Annotated in this window: 17 protein-coding genes, 1 tRNA gene and 2 pseudogenes; 7 read left to right on the forward strand and 13 right to left on the reverse strand. The window is 71.0% G+C overall.

The window, feature by feature from the left end; genetic code table 11:
• Positions 1-80: 80 nt before the first annotated feature.
• Positions 81-887, forward strand: a complete 807-nt coding sequence (locus LNW71_RS19045; RefSeq protein WP_250972064.1) for a response regulator transcription factor — start codon at positions 81-83, stop codon at positions 885-887.
• Here the strand turns inward: LNW71_RS19045 and LNW71_RS19050 are convergent.
• A complete protein-coding gene (locus LNW71_RS19050) occupies positions 846-1343 on the reverse strand; it encodes a MarR family transcriptional regulator (RefSeq protein WP_250969335.1) in 498 nt (165 codons plus the stop codon). The two genes, LNW71_RS19045 and LNW71_RS19050, sit on opposite strands and share 42 nt — an antisense overlap.
• A gap of 89 nt (positions 1344-1432) precedes the next feature.
• On the opposite strand from LNW71_RS19050, the gene LNW71_RS19055 reads away from it, so the two are divergent.
• Positions 1433-2230 (forward strand): trans-aconitate 2-methyltransferase, encoded by a 798-nt coding sequence (locus tag LNW71_RS19055; RefSeq protein ID WP_250969336.1) that lies wholly within the window; start codon positions 1433-1435, stop codon positions 2228-2230.
• On the forward strand, positions 2230-2595 hold the full coding sequence (locus tag LNW71_RS19060; protein WP_250969337.1) for a VOC family protein: 366 nt from the start codon (positions 2230-2232) through the stop codon (positions 2593-2595). Before LNW71_RS19055 ends, LNW71_RS19060 begins: the two co-directional genes overlap by 1 nt.
• 73 nt (positions 2596-2668) lie before the next feature.
• Here LNW71_RS19060 and LNW71_RS19065 read toward each other — a convergent pair whose 3' ends face one another.
• The 3 genes from LNW71_RS19065 to LNW71_RS19075 all read right to left on the reverse strand — a co-directional run bounded on the left by LNW71_RS19065 (position 2669) and on the right by LNW71_RS19075 (position 6273).
• Complete coding sequence (locus tag LNW71_RS19065) at positions 2669-4405, reverse strand: VCBS repeat-containing protein (RefSeq protein WP_250969338.1); 1737 nt, start codon at positions 4403-4405, stop codon at positions 2669-2671.
• A gap of 210 nt (positions 4406-4615) precedes the next feature.
• Positions 4616-5302 (reverse strand): TetR/AcrR family transcriptional regulator, encoded by a 687-nt coding sequence (locus tag LNW71_RS19070; RefSeq protein ID WP_250969339.1) that lies wholly within the window; start codon positions 5300-5302, stop codon positions 4616-4618.
• Entirely contained in the window at positions 5299-6273 is a 975-nt protein-coding gene (locus LNW71_RS19075; RefSeq protein ID WP_250969340.1) for a fatty acid desaturase, read from the reverse strand. The genes LNW71_RS19070 and LNW71_RS19075 overlap by 4 nt, the downstream gene beginning before the upstream one ends.
• A 393-nt stretch (positions 6274-6666) precedes the next feature.
• Here LNW71_RS19075 and ppc point away from each other — a divergent pair, with 393 nt between their 5' ends.
• Positions 6667-9396 (forward strand): phosphoenolpyruvate carboxylase, encoded by a 2730-nt coding sequence (ppc, locus tag LNW71_RS19080; RefSeq protein ID WP_250969341.1) that lies wholly within the window; start codon positions 6667-6669, stop codon positions 9394-9396.
• Positions 9397-9422: 26 nt separating this feature from the next.
• Here ppc and LNW71_RS19085 read toward each other — a convergent pair whose 3' ends face one another.
• The 7 genes and pseudogenes from LNW71_RS19085 to LNW71_RS19115 form a co-directional block, all read right to left on the reverse strand.
• Positions 9423-9893 (reverse strand): hypothetical protein, encoded by a 471-nt coding sequence (locus LNW71_RS19085; protein WP_250969342.1) that lies wholly within the window; start codon positions 9891-9893, stop codon positions 9423-9425.
• Between the two features lie 99 nt (positions 9894-9992).
• Positions 9993-10586 carry an aminoacyl-tRNA hydrolase gene (gene pth / locus LNW71_RS19090; protein ID WP_250969343.1) on the reverse strand — a complete coding sequence of 198 codons (594 nt, stop codon included), beginning with the start codon at positions 10584-10586 and terminating at the stop codon, positions 9993-9995.
• 106 nt (positions 10587-10692) lie between these two features.
• Positions 10693-11280, reverse strand: coding sequence for a 50S ribosomal protein L25/general stress protein Ctc (locus tag LNW71_RS19095; RefSeq protein WP_250969344.1), 588 nt, complete (start codon positions 11278-11280; stop codon positions 10693-10695).
• 197 nt (positions 11281-11477) lie between these two features.
• Positions 11478-12452 carry a ribose-phosphate diphosphokinase gene (locus LNW71_RS19100; RefSeq protein WP_250969345.1) on the reverse strand — a complete coding sequence of 325 codons (975 nt, stop codon included), beginning with the start codon at positions 12450-12452 and terminating at the stop codon, positions 11478-11480.
• Between the two features lie 120 nt (positions 12453-12572).
• Positions 12573-14020 (reverse strand): annotated as a pseudogene (gene glmU / locus LNW71_RS19105) (bifunctional UDP-N-acetylglucosamine diphosphorylase/glucosamine-1-phosphate N-acetyltransferase GlmU).
• A gap of 108 nt (positions 14021-14128) precedes the next feature.
• Positions 14129-14199: transfer RNA gene (locus LNW71_RS19110), tRNA-Gln, on the reverse strand.
• Between the two features lie 11 nt (positions 14200-14210).
• Positions 14211-15080, reverse strand: a complete 870-nt coding sequence (locus tag LNW71_RS19115) for a hypothetical protein (protein WP_250969346.1) — start codon at positions 15078-15080, stop codon at positions 14211-14213.
• Between the two features lie 155 nt (positions 15081-15235).
• Here LNW71_RS19115 and LNW71_RS19120 point away from each other — a divergent pair, with 155 nt between their 5' ends.
• Positions 15236-16543: a histidine kinase gene (locus tag LNW71_RS19120; protein ID WP_250969347.1), complete on the forward strand. Its 1308-nt coding sequence runs from the start codon at positions 15236-15238 to the stop codon at positions 16541-16543.
• Between the two features lie 140 nt (positions 16544-16683).
• On the opposite strand, the gene LNW71_RS19125 is transcribed toward LNW71_RS19120, so the two are convergent.
• Both LNW71_RS19125 and LNW71_RS19130 read right to left on the reverse strand, forming a co-directional pair.
• Entirely contained in the window at positions 16684-17217 is a 534-nt protein-coding gene (locus LNW71_RS19125) for an SUKH-3 domain-containing protein (RefSeq protein WP_250969348.1), read from the reverse strand.
• Between the two features lie 10 nt (positions 17218-17227).
• Positions 17228-17761: a YwqJ-related putative deaminase gene (locus tag LNW71_RS19130; protein ID WP_250969349.1), complete on the reverse strand. Its 534-nt coding sequence runs from the start codon at positions 17759-17761 to the stop codon at positions 17228-17230.
• A 301-nt stretch (positions 17762-18062) separates the two neighbouring features.
• On the opposite strand from LNW71_RS19130, the gene LNW71_RS19135 reads away from it, so the two are divergent.
• Both LNW71_RS19135 and LNW71_RS19140 read left to right on the forward strand, forming a co-directional pair.
• Positions 18063-19040, forward strand: a complete 978-nt coding sequence (locus tag LNW71_RS19135) for an SMI1/KNR4 family protein (protein WP_250969350.1) — start codon at positions 18063-18065, stop codon at positions 19038-19040.
• Between the two features lie 5 nt (positions 19041-19045).
• Positions 19046-21600: pseudogene (locus tag LNW71_RS19140) on the forward strand (SUKH-4 family immunity protein).
• Positions 21601-21729 lie beyond the last annotated feature (129 nt).

The raw sequence follows: 21729 nt of genomic DNA on the forward strand, positions 1-21729 counted from the left end.
CGTCGTACCCGTGCCGGTCCGTCCCTGCCGGGGGGTCGCACGCTACGGGGCGCCCCAGAACACGCAGCGTGGGGGTACCTGTGGTCCGTATCCGGGTTCTCGTGGTCGACGACCACCGCATTTTCGCCGAGTCGCTCGCCGCGGCGCTCGCGGCCGAGCCGGACGTGGACGTGGCGGCGGCGGGCAGCGGCCCGGCAGCCCTGCGCTGTCTGGAGCGCGCGGCCGCCGAGGGACGCGGCTACGACGTGATGCTGGTCGACGCCGAACTGGGCATCCTGGCCCCGACGGGGGGCCGCAGGGCCTTGGGTCCGGTGCCCGCTCCGCGCACCGGGGAGGGCGGTCAGGTCGTCGACGGGATCTCGCTGGTCGCCGGGGTCCGTGCCGCCCGGCCGTCGGTCCGTACGGTGGTGCTCGCCGAGAAGGACGACCCGCGCCGGGCCGCGCTCGCGCTCCAGGCGGGGGCCGGCGGCTGGGTCGCCAAGGACTGCTCGCTGCAGCGGCTGCTGGCGGTCATCCGGGGCGTGCTGCGCGACGAGACACATCTGCCCGCAGCCCTGCTCACCGGCGTGCTGCGGGAGCTGATGGCGGAACGCAAGCACCGCAGCGAGAGCGAGGAGCTCGTCGAGTCACTGACGCCGCGCGAGCGCGAGGTGCTGCGCTGCATGGTGGCGGGGCTGGGGCGCAAGGCGGTGGCGGAGCGGCTCTTCCTCTCCCCGCACACGGTGCGTACGCACATGCAGAACGTACTGGGCAAGCTGGGCGTGCACTCGACGCTGGCGGCTGTCGCGCTGGCGAGGCGGGCCGGGGTCGGCCCCGCTGATCCGGCGGCGCCCCGCGACCCTTCGCTAACCGGGGATGTTGTCGAACGGGGCAGTCAACTGGCGTAGCAGTCCGGCCAGTTCGCCGCGCTGATGGCGGGAGAGCTCGCCGAGGATGGCGCGCTCCTGGGCCAGCAGGCCGGCCAGTGACTGGTCGGCCTTGTCGCGCCCCTCGGCGGTGAGCCGGACCAGTACGCCACGGCGGTCGCTCGGGTCGGGGAGCCGCTCGACGAGGTTCTTCTTGGTCAGCCGGTCGATGCGGTTCGTCATGGTGCCCGAGGTGACCAGGGTCTGGGTGAGCAGCTGGCCGGGGGAGAGCTGGTACGGATCGCCCGCGCGCCGCAGCGACGTGAGCACGTCGAATTCCCACGGCTCCAGATTGTGCTCGGAGAAGGCGATCCTGCGGGCCCGGTCGAGATGGCGGGCCAGGCGGGAGACGCGGCTGAGGACCTCGAGTGGTTCCACGTCGAGGTCGGGGCGCTCTCGGCGCCATGCAGCGACCAGTCGGTCGACCTCGTCCTCCATGTGGATCAGTGTAGAGGGTCTGTCGACATGAAGTCTCTTGAATTCGAGTGTCTTGACATCAAGATACTTTCTGGCTGATCCTGGACGGCATGACCGCACCCACCTGGGATCCGCAGCAGTACCTGCGTCACGCGGACCATCGCACCCGTCCCTTCCACGATCTGCTGGCCCGCATCCCCGAGCTCCCGGGTGCCCCCGCCCCCCGGATCGCCGACCTCGGCTGCGGAGCGGGCAACGTCACAGCCCTGCTCGCCGAGCGCTGGCCCGGGGCCCGCATCACCGGCTACGACAACTCCCCGCAGATGCTGGAGCGGGCCCGCTCCCACGCCACCGCCCTGCTGGACTTCGCCGAGGCCGACGCCGCGACCTGGACGCCCGCCGGGAGTCACGACCTGATCGTCTCCAACGCCCTGCTCCAGTGGGTCCCCCGCCACGCCGACCGCTTCCCCGACTGGCTGGACGCCCTCAGCCCCGGCGGCATCTTCGCCCTCCAGGTCCCCGGCAACTTCGACCAGCCAAGCCACGCCCTGATGCGCGAACTCGCCGAGTCCCCGCGCTGGCGCTCCCGGCTGGGCGGCCGCCTGCGCCACGCCGGCGCGGTACTGAGCCCCGCCGCCTACCTGGACCGCCTCACCGCTCCCGGCCGCACGGCCGACGTCTGGGAGACCACCTACCTCCACCTCCTGTCCGGCGAGGACGCCGTCCTGGATTGGGTGAAGGGCACCGGGCTGCGCCCCGTCCTCACCGCCCTCGCCGACGACGAGGAGGCGCGTGACGCCTTCCTTGCCGAGTACCGCGATCTGCTGCGCGCCGTTTACCCCGCGGGCCCGCACGGTACGGTCTTCCCGTTCCGCCGCATCTTCGCCGTGACCCGCAGGGAGAAGTGATGATCGCCGCAGTCGACCATGTCCAGCTGGCCGCCCCCGAGGGCTCGGAGGAGGCGCTGCGCGCCTACTACGTGGACACCCTCGGCATGACGGAACTCCGCAAGCCCCCGGTCCTGGCCGCCCGCGGCGGATGTTGGTTCCAGGCGGGCCCGGTCCAGCTGCACCTGGGCATCGAGGCGGACTTCCGCCCGGCCCGCAAGGCCCATCCGGGCCTGCGCGTGGCGGGCATCGAGGCCTACGCGGCCCGGCTGGCCGAGCACGGCGCGGAGGTGAAGTGGGACGAGGAACTTCCGGGCCACCGCCGCTTCTTCAGCCACGACCCGGTGGGCAACCGGCTGGAGTTCCTGGAACCGGACGCCGGCTGAGCGGCCGCGCCGCACGCGGGAGCGCCCTGCCCCGGAGATCCGGGGACAGGGCGCTCGTGGTCCGGCGGGACGCTCAGTACATGTTGTTGTAGATGTCCCAGCCGTAGCCGATCTTCACGCGCTTGGCGATCGTGCCGGTGCCGGTGGACGTGTAGCGGTACACGTCACCCTTGCCGTCGACGCCGAGCAGGTCGGCCTTGCCGTCACCGTCGATGTCACCCGGTGCGGAGAACTTCTTGTAGGTGTTGAAGCCGGTGCCGATCTTCACCCGTGCCTTGAAGGGCGTGGTGGCGCTGCCCGTGCCCTTGTACAGGTAGAGCGTGCCGCCGGAGGTGCGGGCCACCACGTCGGACAGGCCGTCGCCGTTGAGGTCACCCGCGCCGACGAGCTTGTTGTACGTGTTGAAGCCGTAGCCGACCTTGAGCTTGGTCGCGAAGCCGGTGCCGAGCCCGTTGCCCTTGTACAGGTACAGGTTGCCCTTGGTGTCGCGCGCCAGCAGGTCGCCCTTGCCGTCGCCGCTCAGGTCGCCGGGACCGGTGAGGCTGTTGTAGACCTGCCAGCCGCTGCCGATGTAGTTCGCCCCGACGTAGAGCTGGCCCTTGTACAGCTGGACGAGGTCGGCCCAGCCGTCGTTGTCCAGCGAGGAGGCGAGCGACAGCGTCACCTGGTTCCAGCTGCTGTCCGAGCTGCTGGACTGGCGGGGGAAGAGCTGCCCGTTGTTCCTGGCCTGGTACCAGTAGATGCGCCCACCGGTGGTCCGGGCCTCGACCTCGTGCTTGCCGAAGTCCGGGTTGCCGCCCGCGCCGACGAACAGGGCCGCCGCGTTCCATCCGGTGCCGCCGGTCGTCCGCGGCTCGAAGGTGCCGTAGCCGGTGGACAGGTAGGTGTAGACGTCGCCGCCCGGCTTGCGGGCGACGATGTCGCTGAGCCCGTCGCCGTCGACGTCGTCGACACCGACGAGCTGGTTGTAGATGTCGAAGCCGTAGCCGGTCTTGACGCGTGCCTTGAAGGGCTTCGCGAGGTCGCCCGTGCCGGCGTAGAGGTAGAGGTCACCGGCGGGCGTCCGGGCGAAGACATCGCCGATGCCGTCGCCGTTCACGTCGTTGGCGCCCACGATCTGGTCGTACGAGCCCCAGCCGTAGCCCACCTTCACACCGGCCGCGAAGGGCGCCGTGTCGACCTTGCCGGTGGACCGGTAGGCGTAGAGGTCGCCCGAGGGGGTGCGCGCCAGCAGGTCGCCGCGGCCGTCCCCGTCCAGGTCGCCGGGGGCGACGACCTTGTTGTACTTCTGCCAGCCGGTGCCGGACCAGGTCGCGTAACCGGTGCTGTCCGCGCCCCAGCTCTGGTAGAGCGAGAGCTTGCCCGTCGCCGACAGCGTGAGGAAGTCGGGCATCCCGCCGCCGTCGAGGTCGCCCGGCGCGATGATGTCCTTGGGCATCTCGTACTGGTCGTTGCTGTTGATCGTGTACTGGTGAGCGCCCGACGAGTCGGCCATCACCCACAGGTTGCCGTCCAGGCCCCGGTACATCGTGTCGCTGTAACCGTCGCCGTTCACGTCGAGGCGCGGCCTGGCGGGAACGACCGCCGCCTTCGCGCCCGCGACGGCCGCCGCGCGCGACTTCTTCGCGGCACGCTTCGGCAGGACGAGGGTCGGCTGGGCGCCGGCCGCGGGAGAGACCCGCGGTGCGGTGCCGTGCGGCGCGGGCGCCGCGCCATCGGCCGAGGCCGGAGCGGCCAGCAGCATGCCGGCCGAGAGAACGAGTGCGGTGCAGGCCGCGAGCCGGCGTGCGCGCGTGGCGCGTGCGGGCATGGCGCGGCCGGGTTCCACAGAAGACAAAGCCCCCCAGGGGTAAGTGGTGGAACCGGGAGAAACGCATTCACAGGTGCATCACATGCAGGGTGAAAGGTTCCCGGGATGGTCACAGACTCTACAACTGTGACTCACGGGACTGAAGTGGTTTAGCGCTGGATCATGTTTCGGCTTGGACACGCCCGGACCCGGCCCCCGCCGCCCCACCACTCAGTTCTTGCGGTGCCCTATCAGCCGCGGCTTCGACTCCAGGTTCTCCAGGCCGTGCCACGCGAGATTCACCAGATGCGCCGCGACCTCGGCCTTCTGCGGCTTGCGGGCGTTCACCCACCACTGGCCCGTCAGCGCCACCATGCCGACCAGCGCCTGCGCGTACAGCGGGGCCAGCTTCGCATCGAAGCCCCGGGCCTTGAACTCCAGTCCCAGGATGTCCTCGACCTGCGTGGCGATGTCGCTGATGAGCGAGGCGAACGTGCCCGTCGACTGGGCGACCGGCGAGTCCCGGACCAGGATGCGGAAACCGTCCGTGGACGTCTCGATGTAGTCCAGCAGCGCGAACGCCGCCTGCTCCAGCAGCTCCCGCGGGTGACCCGCGGTCAGGGCGCTGGTCACCATGTCCAGGAGCTGACGCATCTCCCGGTCCACCACCACGGCGTACAGCCCCTCCTTGCCGCCGAAGTGCTCGTAGACAACCGGCTTGGAGACCCCGGCGCGCGCCGCGATCTCCTCCACCGATGTGCCCTCGAAACCCTTGTCGGCAAAGAGGGTGCGACCGATGTCCAGCAGTTGCTCGCGGCGTTCCTTACCGGTCATCCGCACACGCCGGACTCGCCGGGTGGAGGGTGCACGGCTGTTCTCGCTGCTTGCGCTTCCGTCGGTCGCCACGTCGTCAATCATGCCGCGTCGGCCTCCGCCGAGTGGCGCCGGGACTCGATACGGGCGGCGTCGGGCCAGCGCACGTCGGTCGCCCAGCCCAGCTGCTCGAACCAGCGGATCAGCCGGGCACTCGAGTCGATCTGCCCCTTCATCACACCGTGCCGCGCACTCGTCGGGTCGGCGTGGTGCAGGTTGTGCCAGGACTCACCGCACGACAGGACCGCCAGCCACCACACGTTGCCCGACTTGTCGCGGGACTTGAAGGGGCGCTTGCCGGCCGCGTGGCAGATGGAGTTGATCGACCAGGTCACGTGGTGCAGCAGGGCCACCCGGACCAGGGAGCCCCAGAAGAACGCCGTCGCCGCACCCCACCACGACATCGTGACCAGACCGCCGACCAGCGGCGGGATCGCCAGCGAGAGGATCGTGAAGGCGAGGAAGTGACGGGAGATCCCGCGGATCGCCGGATCCCTGATCAGATCCGGGGCGTACTTCTGCTGCGGCGTCCGCTCCTCGTCGAACATCCAGGCGATGTGCGCCCACCACAGGCCCTTCATCAGGGCCGGCAGCGTCTCGCCGAAACGCCACGGCGAATGCGGGTCGCCCTCGGCGTCCGAGAAGCGGTGGTGCCTGCGGTGGTCGGCCACCCAGCGCACCACGGGACCTTCCACGGCGAGCGAACCGGCCACGGCCAGGGCGATGCGGAGGGGGCGCTTCGCCTTGAACGAACCATGGGTGAAGTAGCGGTGGAAGCCGATCGTGATGCCGTGGCAGCCGATGTAGTACATCGCCACCAGCAGACCGAGATCGAGCCAGCTCACACCGCGGCCCCAGGCCAGCGGCACCGCCGCGACCAGGGCCACGAACGGCACGACGATGAACAGCAGGAGCGCGATCTGCTCGATCGACCGCTTGTTGTCCCCGCCGAGCGTGGCGGAGGGGGGACCGTCGGCCGCCGGAGCGGCCTCGATCACGTCGGGGCTGGTCTTCATGGGGAGTCCCCTGGGGAGTGAGAGCACGACGGACAGACAGGTCCTGCCGCCCGGATCGCACCGAGCCGATCCGGGCGGGAGCACCTGGGGGCTACGCGTGCGTAACCTACGGCGTCGTAAGTATGGCAGCGCGGAGGCCCGCCACAAGGGGGAGAAGCCGACCGGGCACAGAGTGGCGGCATACGGGGTAGGGGACATGGCGCGTACCCCGGACGTACCCACCGTGAACACGGAACACCTTCCGGGGCGCGAACAGCACCGACGGCACGGACACCTATCCTGGAGAGGTCGGACAGCGCGGTCCGCACTCTGCTTTCCCGGGGGTGGCGTGGCACCCGCTGCCAGCCGTGGGCCCCGGATCCCGTGCTCAACCACTGCAAGGAGCCGCACACTGTGAGCAGTGCCGACCAGACCCCTGCCGCCAGCGCCGAGCTGCGCGCCGACATCCGCCGCCTCGGTGACCTGCTGGGCGAGACCCTCGTACGCCAGGAGGGCCAGGAGCTCCTCGACCTCGTCGAGCGGGTCCGCGCCCTGACCCGCACCGACGGCGAGGCGGCAGCCGAGCTTCTCGGCGACACGGACCTGGAGACCGCCGCGCAGCTCGTGCGCGCCTTCTCCACGTACTTCCACCTCGCCAACGTCACCGAGCAGGTGCACCGCGCCCACGAGATGCGCGACCGCCGCGCCGCGGAGGGCGGGCTCCTCGCCCGCACCGCCGACCGGCTCAAGGACGCCGACCCGGAGCACCTGCGGGCCACCGTCAAGAACCTGAACGTACGGCCCGTCTTCACGGCGCACCCCACCGAGGCCGCGCGGCGTTCCGTACTGAACAAGCTCCGCCGCATCGCCGCACTCCTGGAGACCCCGGTCATCGAGGCCGACCGGCGCCGGCAGGACATCCGGCTCGCCGAGAACATCGACCTCATCTGGCAGACCGACGAACTGCGCGTCGTCCGTCCGGAGCCCGCCGACGAGGCCCGCAACGCCATCTACTACCTCGACGAGCTGCACGCCAACGCGGTGGGCGACGTCCTGGAGGACCTGGCCGCCGAACTGGAGCGCGTCGGCGTCGAGCTGCCCGCCGGCACCCGCCCCCTCACCTTCGGCACCTGGATCGGCGGCGACCGCGACGGCAACCCCAACGTGACGCCCGCCGTCACCTGGGAGGTGCTGATCCTCCAGCACGAGCACGGCATCACCGACGCCCTCGAACTCGTCGACCAGCTGCGCGGACTCCTCTCCAACTCCATCCGCTACACCGGAGCCACCGACGAGCTCCTCACCTCCCTCCAGGCCGACCTGGAACGCCTCCCCGAGATCAGCCCCCGCTACAAGCGGCTGAACGCCGAGGAGCCCTACCGGCTCAAGGCCACCTGCATCCGGCAGAAGCTCGTCAACACCCGCGAGCGTCTCGCCTCGGGCACCCCGCACCGCCCCGGCTGCGACTACCTCGGCACCTCCGAGCTCCTCGCCGACCTGGTCCTCATCCAGACCTCGCTGCGCGAGCACAAGGGCGGCATCGTCGCCGACGGCCGGATGGACCGCACCATCCGTACGCTCTCCGCGTTCGGCCTGCAGCTCGCCACGATGGACGTCCGCGAACACGCCGACGCCCACCACCACACCCTCGGCCAGCTCTTCGACCGGCTCGGCGAGGAGTCCTGGCGCTACGCCGACATGCCGCGCGACTACCGGCAGAAGCTCCTCGCCAAGGAGCTCCGCTCCCGCCGCCCGCTCGCCCCGACCCCGGCCCCGCTGGACGCCGCGGGCGAGAAGACCCTCGGCGTCTTCCATACCATCAAGGAAGCCTTCGAGCGCTTCGGCCCCGAAGTCATCGAGTCCTACATCATCTCGATGTGCCAGGGTGCCGACGACGTCTTCGCCGCCGCCGTCCTCGCCCGCGAGGCCGGACTCCTGGACCTGCACGGCGGCTGGGCCAAGATCGGCATCGTGCCGCTCCTGGAGACCACCGACGAGCTCAAGGCCGCCGACGTCATCCTCGACGAGATGCTCGCCGACCCCTCCTACCGCCGGCTCGTCTCGCTGCGCGGCGACGTGCAGGAGGTCATGCTCGGGTACTCCGACTCCTCCAAGTTCGGCGGCATCACCACCTCCCAGTGGGAGATCCACCGCGCCCAGCGCCGGCTCCGCGACGTCGCCCACCGCTACGGCGTACGGCTGCGCCTCTTCCACGGCCGCGGCGGCACCGTCGGCCGCGGCGGCGGCCCCTCGCACGACGCGATCCTCGCGCAGCCGTGGGGCACGCTGGAGGGCGAGATCAAGGTGACCGAGCAGGGCGAGGTCATCTCCGACAAGTACCTCATCCCCGCGCTCGCCCGGGAGAACCTGGAGCTGACCGTCGCGGCCACCCTCCAGGCCTCCGCGCTGCACACCGCGCCCCGCCAGTCCGACGAGGCCCTGGCCCGCTGGGACGCGGCCATGGACACCGTCTCCGACGCCGCCCACGCCGCGTACCGCAAGCTCGTCGAGGACCCGGACCTGCCGACGTACTTCCTCGCCTCCACCCCGGTGGACCAGCTCGCCGACCTGCACCTGGGCTCCAGGCCCTCCCGCCGCCCCGGCTCGGGCGTCTCGCTGGACGGGCTGCGCGCCATCCCGTGGGTCTTCGGCTGGACCCAGTCACGGCAGATCGTGCCCGGCTGGTACGGCGTCGGCTCCGGCCTCAAGGCACTGCGCGAGGCCGGTCTGGACACCGTCCTGGAAGAGATGCACGAGCAGTGGCACTTCTTCCAGAACTTCCTCTCCAACGTCGAGATGACCCTCGCCAAGACCGACCTGCGCATCGCCCGGCACTACGTCGACACCCTCGTCCCCGACGAGCTCAAGCACGTCTTCGACGACATCGAGGCCGAGCACGCGCTGACCGTCCAGGAAGTCCTCAAGGTCACCGGCAACACCGAACTGCTCGGCACCAGCCCGGTGCTCCAGCAGACCTTCGCCATCCGTGACGCCTACCTGGACCCGATCTCCTACCTCCAGGTGTCACTGCTGGCCCGCCAGCGCCAGGCGGCCGAGCGCGGCGAGGAAGCCGACCCGCTGCTCGCCCGCGCCCTGCTGCTCACCGTCAACGGTGTCGCGGCCGGGCTGCGCAACACCGGCTGATCAACGCCGTCGCGGGTGCGGTCCCGTCACAGGGCGACGAACGTCGCCACCAGCAGGACCGCACCCGCGATCCCGGTGCCCCAGGCGATCCGGGTCAGCCGCAGACCGCCGCCGATCACCAGCGCGGCAAGGACCAGCGCACCGCCCAGCGGCAGCCACGCATGCAGGAAACCCGGCGTCCCCGTCCGTACGACCTCGAAGGTGTCCGGCTTCACGACGACGGGGAAACGATCCCCCTTCTTCGCCGCCACGGACTTCTCGACCGACACCCGGGAGCGCGCGGCCCCGTCGTCGGACGGCGCGTAGGGGCCCGTGCAGACCTCGCTGCCGCACGCGGTGACCGTCATGGTGCCGTGCTCGCGGCCCTTGGCCAGCACTATGTGCTGGGCCGAGTCCCACGAGGACAGAAACCCCGCGACGAGCAGCAGCAGGACGACACAGCCGAGCCCGGCGCTGCGGCCGTACTGCAGGGCACGGTGGGAGGAGCTGCGTTTCATGGGGGCCGATCCTTGGCCAGGGCCCCGCATCCGGTCAAGCCGCGGCCGAAAACAGCCCGGTTACCGGTGGGTATGTCTGGATTTCCGGCCCGTCGGAGCTCAGGAGTTGTACGCGCTCTGCGCGCGCTCCAGACCCTCCGCCAACAGGCACTCCACCGAGTCCGCAGCCCGGTCCACCAGGAACGCGAGCTCCTTGCGCTCCGTGGACGAGAAGTCCTTCAGCACGAAGTCGGCGACCTGCATCCGGCCCGGCGGACGTCCGATCCCGAACCGGATCCGGTGGTACCCCGGCCCCATCGACTTCGTCATCGACTTCAGCCCGTTGTGGCCGTTGTCGCCGCCGCCCAGCTTCACCCGCAGCGTGCCGTAGTCGATGTCCAGCTCGTCGTGGACCGCCACGACGTGATCGAGCGGCACCTTGTAGAAATCGCGCAGCGCCGTGACGGGACCGCCGGACAGATTCATGTACGACATCGGCTTCGCCACCACCACCCGGCGGCTCAGCGGTCCGGGCGGGCCGATCCGGCCCTCCAGCACCTGCGCCTGCGCCTTCGGCGCCCGCTTGAACTTCCCGCCGATCCGCTCCGCGAGCAACTCGGCGACCATGAAGCCGACGTTGTGCCGGTTCGCCGCGTACTCGGGACCGGGATTGCCCAGGCCCACGATCAGCCAGGGGTCGGTGGCGTCGGACATCGCGCTGGGTCTCCTCGCGTACGTACCAGTGGCAGACAGGGAAAACGGGGCGGCGGACCTCCCGAAGGAGACCGCCACCCCGTCAGTCAAGCAGGTGGGGCGAGGCTCAGGCCTCGGCAGCCTCGGCCTCGGCGGCCTCGGCGGTCGGCTCCTCGGCCTGCGCGGAGACGATCTGGAGCACGACGGCGTCCTCGTCACCGGCCAGCACGGAGCCCTTGGGCAGCGGGATGTCCTTGGCGAGGATCGAGTCGCCGGCGTCCAGGCCCGCGATGGAGACCGTGACGGACTCGGGGATGTGGGTGGCCTCGGCCTCGACGAGCAGGGTGTTCTGCACGTACTCCAGCAGGTTGGCGCCCGGGGCCAGCTCGCCCTCGACGTGCACCGCGATCTCGACGTTGACCTTCTCGCCGCGCTTGACGGTCAGCAGGTCGACGTGCTCGATGTTGCCCTTGAGGGCGTTGCGCTGCACGGCCTTGGGGATGACCAGAACGTCCTTGCCGTCGACCTCGAGGCCGATCAGGACGTTGGCGGTACGGAGCGCGAGCTGCAGCTCGTGGCCCGGCAGCGTGATGTGCACGGACTCGGCGCCGTGGCCGTAGATGACGGCGGGCACGAGGCTGGCGCGACGGGTACGGCGGGCAGCGCCCTTGCCGAACTCGGTACGGACCTCGGCGTTGAGCTTGATCTCGGCCATGACTGCACTCCTCGTAAGGTGACAAAACTCCGGTGGGTCACCCGGCCCACGACAGGCCTGCTACGAAGAGCGCGTCGATAACGGACCGCCGTACCTATGGGTACGGCCTCCCTCGCCGAGCAACTCGCTGAGTCTACCCGGCGGGGAGGCCGTACCCAAAGTGGATCTTCTGTGACGCTTTTTCCTACTGCTCGCGCCTACTGCTCCTCGAAGAGGCTCGTAACCGAACCGTCCTCGAAGACCTCGCGCACCGCGCGCGCGATCGTCGGCGCGATCGAGAGCACCGTGATCTTGTCGAGCTCCAGCTCACCCGGGGTCGGCAGGGTGTCCGTGAAGACGAACTCGCTGACCTTCGAGTTCTTCAGGCGGTCCGCGGCCGGGCCCGAGAGCACGCCGTGCGTCGCCGTCACTATGACGTCCTCGGCACCGTGCGCGAACAGCGCGTCGGCAGCGGCACAGATCGTGCCACCCGTGTCGATCATGTCGTCGACCAGCACACAGACCCGGCCCTCGACGTTGCCCACGACCTCGTGGACGCTGACCTGGTTCGGCACGTCCTTGTCGCGGCGCTTGTGCACGATCGCCAGCGGAGCGTCCAGCCGGTCGCACCAGCGGTCGGCGACGCGGACCCGGCCGGCGTCCGGCGAGACGATCGTCAGCTTCGAGCGGTCGACCTTCGCACCGACGTAGTCGGCCAGGATCGGCAGCGCGAAGAGGTGGTCGACCGGGCCGTCGAAGAAGCCCTGGATCTGGTCGGTGTGCAGGTCCACCGTGAGGATGCGGTCCGCACCGGCGGTCGCCATCAGGTCCGCGATCAGACGGGCCGAGATCGGCTCGCGGCCGCGGTGCTTCTTGTCCTGGCGGGCGTAGCCGTAGAACGGCACGATGACCGTGATCGAGCGGGCCGACGCGCGCTTCAGCGCGTCCAGCATGATCAGCTGCTCCATGATCCACTTGTTGATCGGAGCCGTGTGGCTCTGGATCAGGAAGCAGTCGGCGCCGCGGGCGGATTCCTGGAAACGGACGTAGATCTCACCGTTGGCGAAATCGAAGGCCTTCGTCGGCACGAGGCCGACACCCAGTTGGTGTGCAACCTCCTCGGCCAGCTCGGGGTGGGCGCGGCCGGAGAAGAACATCAGTTTCTTCTCGCCGGTCGTCTTGATCCCGGTCACAGCACAGTCTCCTCAGACGTGTTCCTGGCGCTGCACGCAGATGTCCCGATGTGCAACGAGCCAGCCGAAATGGGGTGAGCATCTATCACGGTACGCCGTGCGCGACGCACCTGATTCCGGTCAGCTTTGGCTGCCGGTGTCCTCCGCCGAGGCCTGAGCCGCCTGTGCGGCCGCGCTGCCCGGACGCTTGCGGGCCACCCAACCCTCGATATTCCTTTGCTGGCCGCGGGCCACGGCCAGCGAACCGGACGGCACGTCCTTGGTGATGACCGAGCCGGCCGCGGTGTAGACGCCGTCCCCGACCGTGACGGGTGCCACAAACATATTGTCCGACCCGGTCCGGCAGTGCGAGCCGATCGTCGTGTGGTGCTTGGCGACCCCGTCGTAGTTCACGAAGACGCTCGCGGCACCGATGTTGGTGTGATCGCCGATCGTCGCGTCACCGACGTACGACAGGTGGGGGACCTTCGTGCCCTCGCCGATCGTGGCGTTCTTCATCTCCACGTACGTACCGGCCTTGGCCTTCGCACCCAGCTTCGTGCCGGGCCGCAGATACGCGTACGGGCCGACCGTCGCCCCCGGGCCGACCTCGGCCCGGTCCGCGACGGTGTTGTCCACCCGCGCGCCCGCGTGCACGACGGTGTCCGTCAGCCGGGAGTTCGGGCCGACCTCGGCGTCCTCCGCGAGGTGCGTCGTCCCCAGCAGCTGGGTCCCGGGGTGCACGATCGCGTCCCGCTGGTACGTCACGGTGACGTCGATCAGCGTCGACGCCGGGTCCACCACGGTCACGCCCGCGGTCATCGCCCGCTCCAGCAGCCGCTGGTTCAGCAGCCGGCGGGCCTCGGCGAGCTGCACCCGGTTGTTGATCCCGAGGATCTCCCGGTGGTCGCCGGCGACCGAGGCGCCGACCCGGTGCCCGGCCTCGCGCAGGATGGACAGCACATCGGTGAGGTACTCCTCGCCCTGGCTGTTGTCGGTGCGGACCTTGCCCAGCGCGTCCGTGAGCAGTCGCCCGTCGAAGGCGAACACCCCGGAGTTGATCTCACGGATCGCGCGCTGCGCCTCGGTGGCGTCCTTGTGCTCGACGATTTCGGTGACCGCTCCGGTCGCCGGGTCGCGGACGATCCGGCCGTAGCCGGTGGAGTCGGGGACCTCGGCGCTCAGCACGGTGACGGCGTTGGCGTCGGCGGTGTGTGTGGCGGCGAGCGCGGTGAGCGTCTCGCCGGACAGCAGCGGGGTGTCGCCGCAGACCACGATCACGGTGCCCTCGACGGCCCGCCCAGCTCGTCGAGCCCGACGCGCACCGCGTTGCCGGTGCCCTTCTGCTCGGCCTGGAAGGCGGTGCGGACCTGTGCGTCCGCGGCGGTGAGATGTGCGGTGACCTGCTCACTCGCGTGGCCGACGACCACGACGAGGTGCTGGGGCTCCAGCTCGCGGGAGGCCGCGACGACATGTCCGACGAGCGAGCGCCCGGAGATCTCGTGCAGGACCTTGGGGGTCTTCGACTTCATGCGGGTGCCCTCACCCGCTGCGAGGACGACGACGGCTGCCGGGCGTTCGGAGCTCACGGATATGCCCTTCGGCTTCGGGTGGTGGACATCCGCAGGATACCGGGGGGCATGGGGCCGGACATGAGGGCGGGCCCCGACCGGAGAGGTCGGGGCCCGTTGCGTGGGCTCCCGGGGAAGGAATCGAACCCTCATTCAATGGACCAAAACCATTTGTCCTGCCATTAGACGACCCGGGATGGTCTTGCACTTATGTCCGGTTTTGCGGTTCGGGCGAAAGTGCAGCACCTACTATGCCGTACCACCAGCCCTCGATGCGACGGTAAAGATCAGCACTTTGTAGTACATGGATCGCAAGGCAGCCCCGGTAATTCTCGCCGACGTTCTTCCGGACAGTGACGGGCTGGTGCTTCTTCAGTGTCGTCTTGCCGAATCGTGAACTATCGGCACCCGTGTGTGCCATCCAGAAGCGTTCGGCTTCGGCCACGTCCGCAGTCTCGTGGATGTTCACGTGGAACTTGAGCTGCTCCTGGGTGAAGCCGAGGAGGCGCAGCCAGGTAAGGAAGACGCCGATCACGTCGGGATCGCTGTTGATGAAGGAGACGCGTTCCGATCGGCGGTAGGCCTTGGATTTGCTCCCTTCCGCCCAGTAGAGCGCCACACCCACCAGGAAGAGCTCGCGGTCACTCAGTGAGGCGGTCTCACGGCGGGCTGATTCCCGGGTCTGTTGGCGCTCCGTCTCGCGTCGGTGAAGCGTGGCTTCCCAACCGCGCCGGGCGATGGCCGAGGCGTCCTCGCGGCTGCGCCTCGGCGGCTTCGGCAGATCCCGCACCCACAGCGAGATCGAACCCTTGGAGCACCCCAGCTCCACCTGGATCTGGTCGTACGTCATGCCCTGGAGCCGCAGTTCGCGCGCCTTCTTGCGCAGGTCGTCCTTGGCGTTGGGCCGCTTCGTCCACTCGGGGGCGGGCTCACCCTCCAGGAGGCGGTTGAGGAGGTCGTTGTTGTGGAGCTTCAGCCGGTCGCGGATCTGACGGCGGCTCAAACCCTCGCGTCGCAGCGCGACCGCCTGCTCCCGGAGGCCCTCGAAGTCGGCGTACTTGCTGGTGATTTCCGTCATGGGACAAGCGTTGTCCGGAATGCGGACGCACGGGTCGAATGTGCGGTCGATTCGCCATTTCGGGCGATCGTCGATCGTTTCTTCAGCATTCGTACGCGCGACGTGCTGTTCAGGTCACCCGAAAATGAGGTGCGCCCGCCCGTACGCTGGACGTCATGACCGCAACGGGGGCAGACCGGGAAGCGGCGGGTCCGACCACCCGCAGCTACTGGTGGTGGGAACGGCGACGGAGTGTCGCACTGGATGTGGGACTGGCGCTGCTTTCGGCGCTGGAGTGTGCGTTGGAAGGGGTGGCGTTCGCGGGGGACACCGGGCTGCCGGTGCCGCTGGGAGTGGTGTTCGGGCTGTTCGCGGGGGCCGTGCTGCTGGTGCGCAGGCGGTGGCCGATCGCCGTGGTGCTGGTGTCGGTCGCGACGACGCCGGCCGAGATGGGCTTCCTGATGGGCCTGGTCGGCCTGTACACGCTGGCCGCGTCCGACGTGCCGCGGCGGATCACCACGCTGCTGATGAGCATGTCGCTGGTGGGCACGTTCCTCGTCACGTACGTGCGGCTGCGGCAGGGCGTCTCGGCCAACGCCGACTTCGGTCCCGGCGACTGGTACGTCCCGATGCTGTCGCTCTTCATGGCGGTGGGGCTCTCCGCGCCGCCGGTGCTGTTCGGCCTCTACATAGGGGCGCGTCGCCGCCTGATGGAGAGCCTGCGGGAACGGGCGGACTCGCTGGAGCGGGAGCTGTCGCTGCTCGCGGACCGGGCCGAGGAACGGGCCGAGTGGGCGCGCACCGAGGAGCGGACGCGGATCGCCCGCGAGATGCACGACGTGGTCGCCCACCGGGTGAGCCTGATGGTGGTCCACGCCGCGGCGCTGCAGGCGGTCGCGCCCAAGGACCCGGCCAAGGCGGTGCGCAACGCCGTGCTGGTCGGCGATATGGGGCGGCAGGCGCTGACGGAGCTGCGCGAGATGCTCGGGGTGCTGCGCACGGGCGAGCCGATGGTGGCCAGGGTGACCAAGGTGCCGCTCGCCTCGGTCGGCCGGGTGGCCGCGGCCGCGGCGGAGGACGGGCCACGGCTCCACGAGGTGGAGACGCTCGTCGGGGAGTCGCGGGCGGCGGGGATGACGGTGGAGCTCTCGGTGGAGGGCGAGGCGCGTCCGTACGCCCCCGAGGTCGAGCAGACGGCGTACCGGGTCGTGCAGGAGGCGTTGACGAACGTGCACAAGCACGCGGCGGGCGCGAAGACCTGGGTGCGGCTGGCGCACCGGGGGGCCGAGGTCGCCATGCAGGTGGAGAACGGTCCGTCGGACGCGGGCACGGCGGACGCGGGATTGCCCTCGGGGGGCAACGGTCTCCTGGGCATGCGGGAGCGGGTGCTGGGGCTGGGCGGGGTGTTCGTCTCCGGCCCGACGGACGCGGGCGGCTTCCGCGTATCGGCGGTACTCCCGCAATCCACCCCACCCGCCGTCTGAGGCCGCGGACGGGCTTCGGGGCCGGGCCGGCCTCTCAAGCCCGTCCGGCGTTTGAGGACGGACCCTCACGGTGGTGACCGGGGCGCCCGGCGAGACCCGGCGACCCGGAGACCCGAAGACCCGGCGCCTCCGGCGCCCGCTCAGCCCGAGACGAGCCGTTCCGGCTGGATGCCGGTGACCAGCGTGGCCAGCGCCTGGTCGATGTCCGGGCCGAGGTACCAGTCGCCGGTGTGGTCGACGCTGTAGACCCGGCCCTCGGTGTCGATCGCGAGGACGGCCAGTCCGTCCCCCTCGTCGCCCAGGGGCGCGACCTCCGTTTCCAGGGCGCGTCCGAGGTCCGCCAGGGTCCGGGCGAGGTGCAGCCCGCGCAGGGGGTCGATCCGTACCGCCGCCGGTGCGATCTGGCGGCCCGGTGCGGTCGCGGTGATGTGCAGGCCGCCGAATTCGGCCCAGGCCTCCACCGCTGCCGGGAAGACGGCGTGCTGGTGGCCGGCCGGTGATGCGTGCGAGCGCAGGGCGTCGGCCCATTCCTCGGCCTGCCGGATGTCCCAGCGGCCCGGCTGCCAGCCGGCGGCGCGCAGGGCCGCGTCGACGGCGACGGGGAAGCGGGTGGAGGTGTGGCGGTCGTGGTTCGCCGGGCCCGCTTGTTCGGGGAAGTCGTTTCGGTCGGCCATGTGGGCGCGGTCAGCCCTTCTCTGCGGTGGTCGCCGCTCCGGTCGTGGTGAGGTCGATGGGGCGTACGCCGAAGTGGCCGAGCATCACCGAGCAGGAGCGGCAGGGCGGGACGTAGCTGCCGTGCATGGGGTCGCCGTCCTCGCGGATGTGGCGGGCGGTGAGCCGGGCGTGCTTGAGCGCGCGGCGGGCTTCGCCGTTGGTGAGGGGCTTGCGCTGGGCTCGTTTGGAGCGGCCGGTCTCCGCGGCGGTGAGGTGCCGGGAGAGCAGTATCGCTTCGGGGCAGCGGCCGGTGAAGCGTTCGCGCTGACCACTGGTGAGGGTGTCGAGGAAGTCCTGGACGAGGTGGTGCAGGACAGGTGGCTGGTCGCCCTTGCCGGCGGTGCAGGTGAGAGTTTCGCCGCGTACGGACAGCGCTGCGGCCACCGCGGGCAGGATGCCGTCGCGGCGGTGGGTCAGACGGGGTGCGTGGCTGGTTTCGGTGCTGCTCCAGCTGAGTCGCGGGTCCCCGGTTGTGACGGTGTGTGCTGTGTGTGCGGTGTGCATGGTGCTGTGTCCCTCCGTGCCCGCAGCGGCAGCTGCCGAATGTGCACGCCCCCTGTATGCGGGTGACAGCCTGCCAAATGTGTCGGGTCGTGTGAAAGCTGGGTCGGGGAAAGGTGTGTGCGTGTCGCGCGACAGCGGCCCTGTCGTCGCTCGTCCGTCACGCCGCCGTGACGGTTCGTGACGGAATTGGCCGCGGGCAGGAGGGGCGGGCCCCGTTCTTGCGCCACCGCATAGGCTGTGACCGGACCGCCCCATGGGCAGGTCGGTCCTCATCAGCCAGACGCAGCAGGGGGCAACCGCCATGACGACAGGTCGGCTCGGGCAGCAAGCCGCGCCACCGAACGGGGCCTACGCCGGGCAGCTCGTGCACTTCCCGGATCCGGTCCGGGCGTCCCGCCACCCCAGAGGTGTGCGCATGGACGGGAACGGCTGTCCGGAGTTCGCGCCGTACGCGCGCGCCGCCGCCGAGATCGCCGAGCCCCCGCAGGGCTTCGGCATCGATGAGCTGCGGCTCACGGACTACGTATCGGCGAACGCGGCGTTGGCGGCCAGCGGCCATGAGCTGTGGGACACGATCCCGGCGGTGGCCACCCCGCACGGCTGGACCTGGCACCACGTGCCGGGCGGCCGGCGCATGGAGTTGGTCCCGGTCGAGGTGAAGGCGCTGCTGCGGCACCACGGCGGGCTGGCGACGACCGCGGTGGACCAGAACAAGCGGGGCACGCGTCCGCTGCAGGAGACCCGGCCCGCGCACTTCCGGCTTCCGAAGGGGGCCGTGGCGGTGAGCGAGCAGCAGATCCAGGGTGTCGAGGAGGACCTCGGCTACCGGCTGCCCGGTGCGTACCGCTCGTTCCTGAAGGCCGCCGGTGGCTCGGCCCCGGTCGGTGCGGCGCTCGACGCGGAGCTCGGCCTCCTGGTCGACCAGCCGTTCTTCACGGTGCGCGAGGAGGCCGCCGTGAACGACCTGGTGTACGTCAACAAGTGCCTGCGGGACCATCTGACCAAGGACTATCTGGGGGTCGGTTTCGTTCAGGGCGGCATTCTCGCGGTCAAGGTCCGGGGCCAGGCCATCGGTTCGGTCTGGTTCTGCGCGTACGACGACGCGAGGGACCAGGACGGCTGGAGCGTGCAGGAGCGGGTGGACCGGCTGCTGCTGCCGTGCGGTGCGGACTTCGACGCCTTTCTGCAGCGCCTCGCGGGCAATCCCCCGGAGCTGGAGACGGTGGCGAACCTGATGGTGGACGGCGGCTTCGCGTACGCCGTCCCGGTGGAGGGGTGAGCGCGGTGGTGACCTTTGCGCAGGCGCAGGAGCGCGCGGACGAGTGGGTCAACGGTGATGTTCCGGCGTACCAGCACCGCGAGGTGAGGGTGCGTGAGTTCGAACTGGGCTTCGTGGTGTGGGCCGAGGACCGCGTCGACGGCCCGGTTTCGGACGGTGGCCGGCAGCGGCTGGTGATCGCCCGGGACAGTGGTGAGGCGACGTTGTGGCCGGGGCTGCCGGTGGGTGAGGTGATCCGGCGGCACGAGGAGGAGTACGGCGCTGTGGACGTGGCGGAGGCTGCTCCGGAGCCGCCGCAGCGCATCGACCTGAACCAGACGTCGTTCCTGTTGAGCCCGCCGGAGTGGCTCCAGGAGGCCGCGGACAAGCTCGGTATTCCGGACCGGCGGGCGGATCGCGCCGGGGAGCCGGCCCCGCCGGCTGCCCCCGCCGCTCCTTCCCCTTCCCCTTCCCCTTCTCCTTCTTCTCCTCCTTCGCAGGGCGGGCAGGACGCTTACGAGCCCACCGCGTACTCCGGGGTTCCGGCGTCCGCGCCGCAGCCGCCGGCCGGGGCCACGCCGTGGGCGGGGACCGACACCAACGCAGGCTCCGACGAGGGGGAGGTGGCGCTGCCGGCCACGGTGTTCGCGCCGCCGCTCTCCGGCGCGGACGACGAGGGCGCGCCGCCCAGGGTGGTGTCGGCCGAAGCGCCGACCGCGCTGATGTCGGGCGGCAGTGCGCTGCCCCGGACGGCGATCGTGCCCGGTCTGGGTCCGCAGCGTCCCGGGGCTCCGGCTCCGGGCGCCCCCGGCACTCCCGCACCCGGACACCGCGGTGGCCCCGACAGCTCCCACCCCGGGGACATCGCGGACGCCGCCACCAGCAAGGCCGCCGTCTCGCCGCGTGGTCCGCGCGGCGGGGGTTCGACGACCCCGCCGCCGCCCGGTGCCCCAGGCATCCCGGGTTCGCCGGCGGGTGCGCCGCTGCCGCCGCCCTCGGGGCCGGGTGCGCCCGGAGCTCCGGCGGGCGGGTACATGCCGACGCAGCTCGCCCCGCAGCAGGGCCCGCCCGGTGTTCCGGGCGCCCCGCAGCCCCCGGTGCGCCGACTCCGCCGCCCGGTGGCGACGTGCACCAGGCAGCCACCATGTTCGCTTCCCCGGGTCAGGTCGGCCCGTCGGCTCCGCAGCCGCCCGGTCCGCCCGGTCCGCCCGGTGTGCCGGGTGCTCCGCAGCCCCCCGGCCCGCCCGGTCCGCCGCCGCCCCCCGGGTCGACGCCGCCCCCCGTCGGCGGTGCGCACCATGCGGCGACGATGCTCGCGGGCCCGGCGCAGATGGGCCCCTCGGCTCCGCGGCCGCCCGGTCCGCCGGGCGCTCCGGGTGCCCCGCAGCCGCCCGCGCCGCCCGGCGCCACGCCGCCTCCCGGTGGCGGTGTGCATCACGCGGCGACGATGCTAGCGGGTCCGGCGCAGATGGGCCCGTCCGCTCCGCAGCCGCCGGGTCCGCCCGGTCCGCCCGGTGCGCCGATGGGCGGTGCCCGCGGTCCGGTGCCGCCGCCCGGCCACACCCCGCCGCCCCCGGCGTACGGGTATCCGCAGGCGCCGGCCGGTCAGCCGACCGTCGGCCCCGGCTACCAGGCGGTGCTGCGCTACCGCGCGCCCGACGGCAGCGAACAGCAGCTGATCCGGCGTTCGGCGCCCGGCACCCCGCACCCCGAGTGGCAGATGCTGCACGAGCTGCGGGCGATGAACGTGCCGCCGCAGCAGGTCATCGAGCTGCACACGGAGCTGGAGTCGTGCGAGCTGCCGGGTGGTTACTGCGCCCGGATGATCCGGGAGACCTGGCCGCAGGTGCGGATCACCAGCGTCGCCCCGTACGGCACCGATCACGCCAGCCGGCAGCAGGGCATGCAGCATCTGCTCACCCACCAGGGTGAGCTGCACCAGGTCGCGGACGGCCCGGCGCGTCCCGCGCCGGTGCGGGCGCCGCTGCCGCAGCTGCCGCCCGCGATGCCGGTGCCGCCGGAGGCCGTGGCGGAGGAGCTGCTGCAGGCCTTCGGTCCGCAGGGCGTGCTGCGCTTCGACCAGCGCGCGGTGTCCCGTCAGGGTGTGCCGGAGGTCGTGGCGAGGACGCTGGTGTGGGCGGGACTGCCCGCCGACTTCGGGCCGTTCTTCTGGGCGCAGCCGGGTCAGCCGGTGGTGCCGACGCTGGCCGAGCTCGCCGCGCAGCGACAGGTGCAGCCGGCGTCCGACGCGGGGTCGTACCTCGTGATGGGTTCGGACTTCGGCCGGGCGATCTGCGTGCAGTACGGGACGGCGAACATCGTGGCCGTGCCGGTGGAGGCGGGGCCCGGCGGGCAGTCGGTGCCGCCGCAGTTCGTGAACACCGGGCTGCCGGAGTTCACCCGGTCCCTGGCCCTGCTCGGCCGGATGTGGCGGCTGCGTTTCGGCCTGAATCCGGAGCAGGCGGGCCGCTGGACGGTCGACTTCCAGGCACAGCTCGTCGCACTGGACCCGGCGGCGCTCGCGTCGCCGGAGAGCTGGTGGTCGGTGCTGCTGGAGCAGATGTGGGACGGCTTGATCTGATCGTCGAACATCCGTAGTACTTCAACGGGTGTGGTGCTCCGTCCCCTGCTGGGGGGCGGGGCACCACGCCTTTTCCGGCTGTGATGCCTGTCGCTTCCGTCTTGAAAGCATCGAAACGATTCCGACTTC

It is taken from the genome of Streptomyces sp. RKAG290 (assembly GCF_023701695.1).
Taxonomy (GTDB): domain Bacteria; phylum Actinomycetota; class Actinomycetes; order Streptomycetales; family Streptomycetaceae; genus Streptomyces.

Excerpts from the sequence above, each read along its gene's own strand:
- pth (WP_250969343.1), bottom strand. The coding sequence starts at position 10,586 with ATGTCCGACGCCACCGACCCCTGGCTGATCGTGGGCCTGGGCAATCCC.
- LNW71_RS19065 (WP_250969338.1), bottom strand. The coding sequence starts at position 4,405 with ATGCCCGCACGCGCCACGCGCGCACGCCGGCTCGCGGCCTGCACCGCA.
- LNW71_RS19125 (WP_250969348.1), bottom strand. The coding sequence starts at position 17,217 with ATGGCCGACCGAAACGACTTCCCCGAACAAGCGGGCCCGGCGAACCAC.
- LNW71_RS19060 (WP_250969337.1), top strand. The coding sequence starts at position 2,230 with ATGATCGCCGCAGTCGACCATGTCCAGCTGGCCGCCCCCGAGGGCTCG.
- LNW71_RS19120 (WP_250969347.1), top strand. The coding sequence starts at position 15,236 with ATGACCGCAACGGGGGCAGACCGGGAAGCGGCGGGTCCGACCACCCGC.
- LNW71_RS19075 (WP_250969340.1), bottom strand. The coding sequence starts at position 6,273 with ATGAAGACCAGCCCCGACGTGATCGAGGCCGCTCCGGCGGCCGACGGT.
- LNW71_RS19085 (WP_250969342.1), bottom strand. The coding sequence starts at position 9,893 with ATGAAACGCAGCTCCTCCCACCGTGCCCTGCAGTACGGCCGCAGCGCC.
- LNW71_RS19130 (WP_250969349.1), bottom strand. The coding sequence starts at position 17,761 with ATGCACACCGCACACACAGCACACACCGTCACAACCGGGGACCCGCGA.
- LNW71_RS19055 (WP_250969336.1), top strand. The coding sequence starts at position 1,433 with ATGACCGCACCCACCTGGGATCCGCAGCAGTACCTGCGTCACGCGGAC.
- LNW71_RS19095 (WP_250969344.1), bottom strand. The coding sequence starts at position 11,280 with ATGGCCGAGATCAAGCTCAACGCCGAGGTCCGTACCGAGTTCGGCAAG.
- LNW71_RS19115 (WP_250969346.1), bottom strand. The coding sequence starts at position 15,080 with ATGACGGAAATCACCAGCAAGTACGCCGACTTCGAGGGCCTCCGGGAG.
- LNW71_RS19070 (WP_250969339.1), bottom strand. The coding sequence starts at position 5,302 with ATGATTGACGACGTGGCGACCGACGGAAGCGCAAGCAGCGAGAACAGC.
- LNW71_RS19050 (WP_250969335.1), bottom strand. The coding sequence starts at position 1,343 with ATGGAGGACGAGGTCGACCGACTGGTCGCTGCATGGCGCCGAGAGCGC.
- LNW71_RS19135 (WP_250969350.1), top strand. The coding sequence starts at position 18,063 with ATGACGACAGGTCGGCTCGGGCAGCAAGCCGCGCCACCGAACGGGGCC.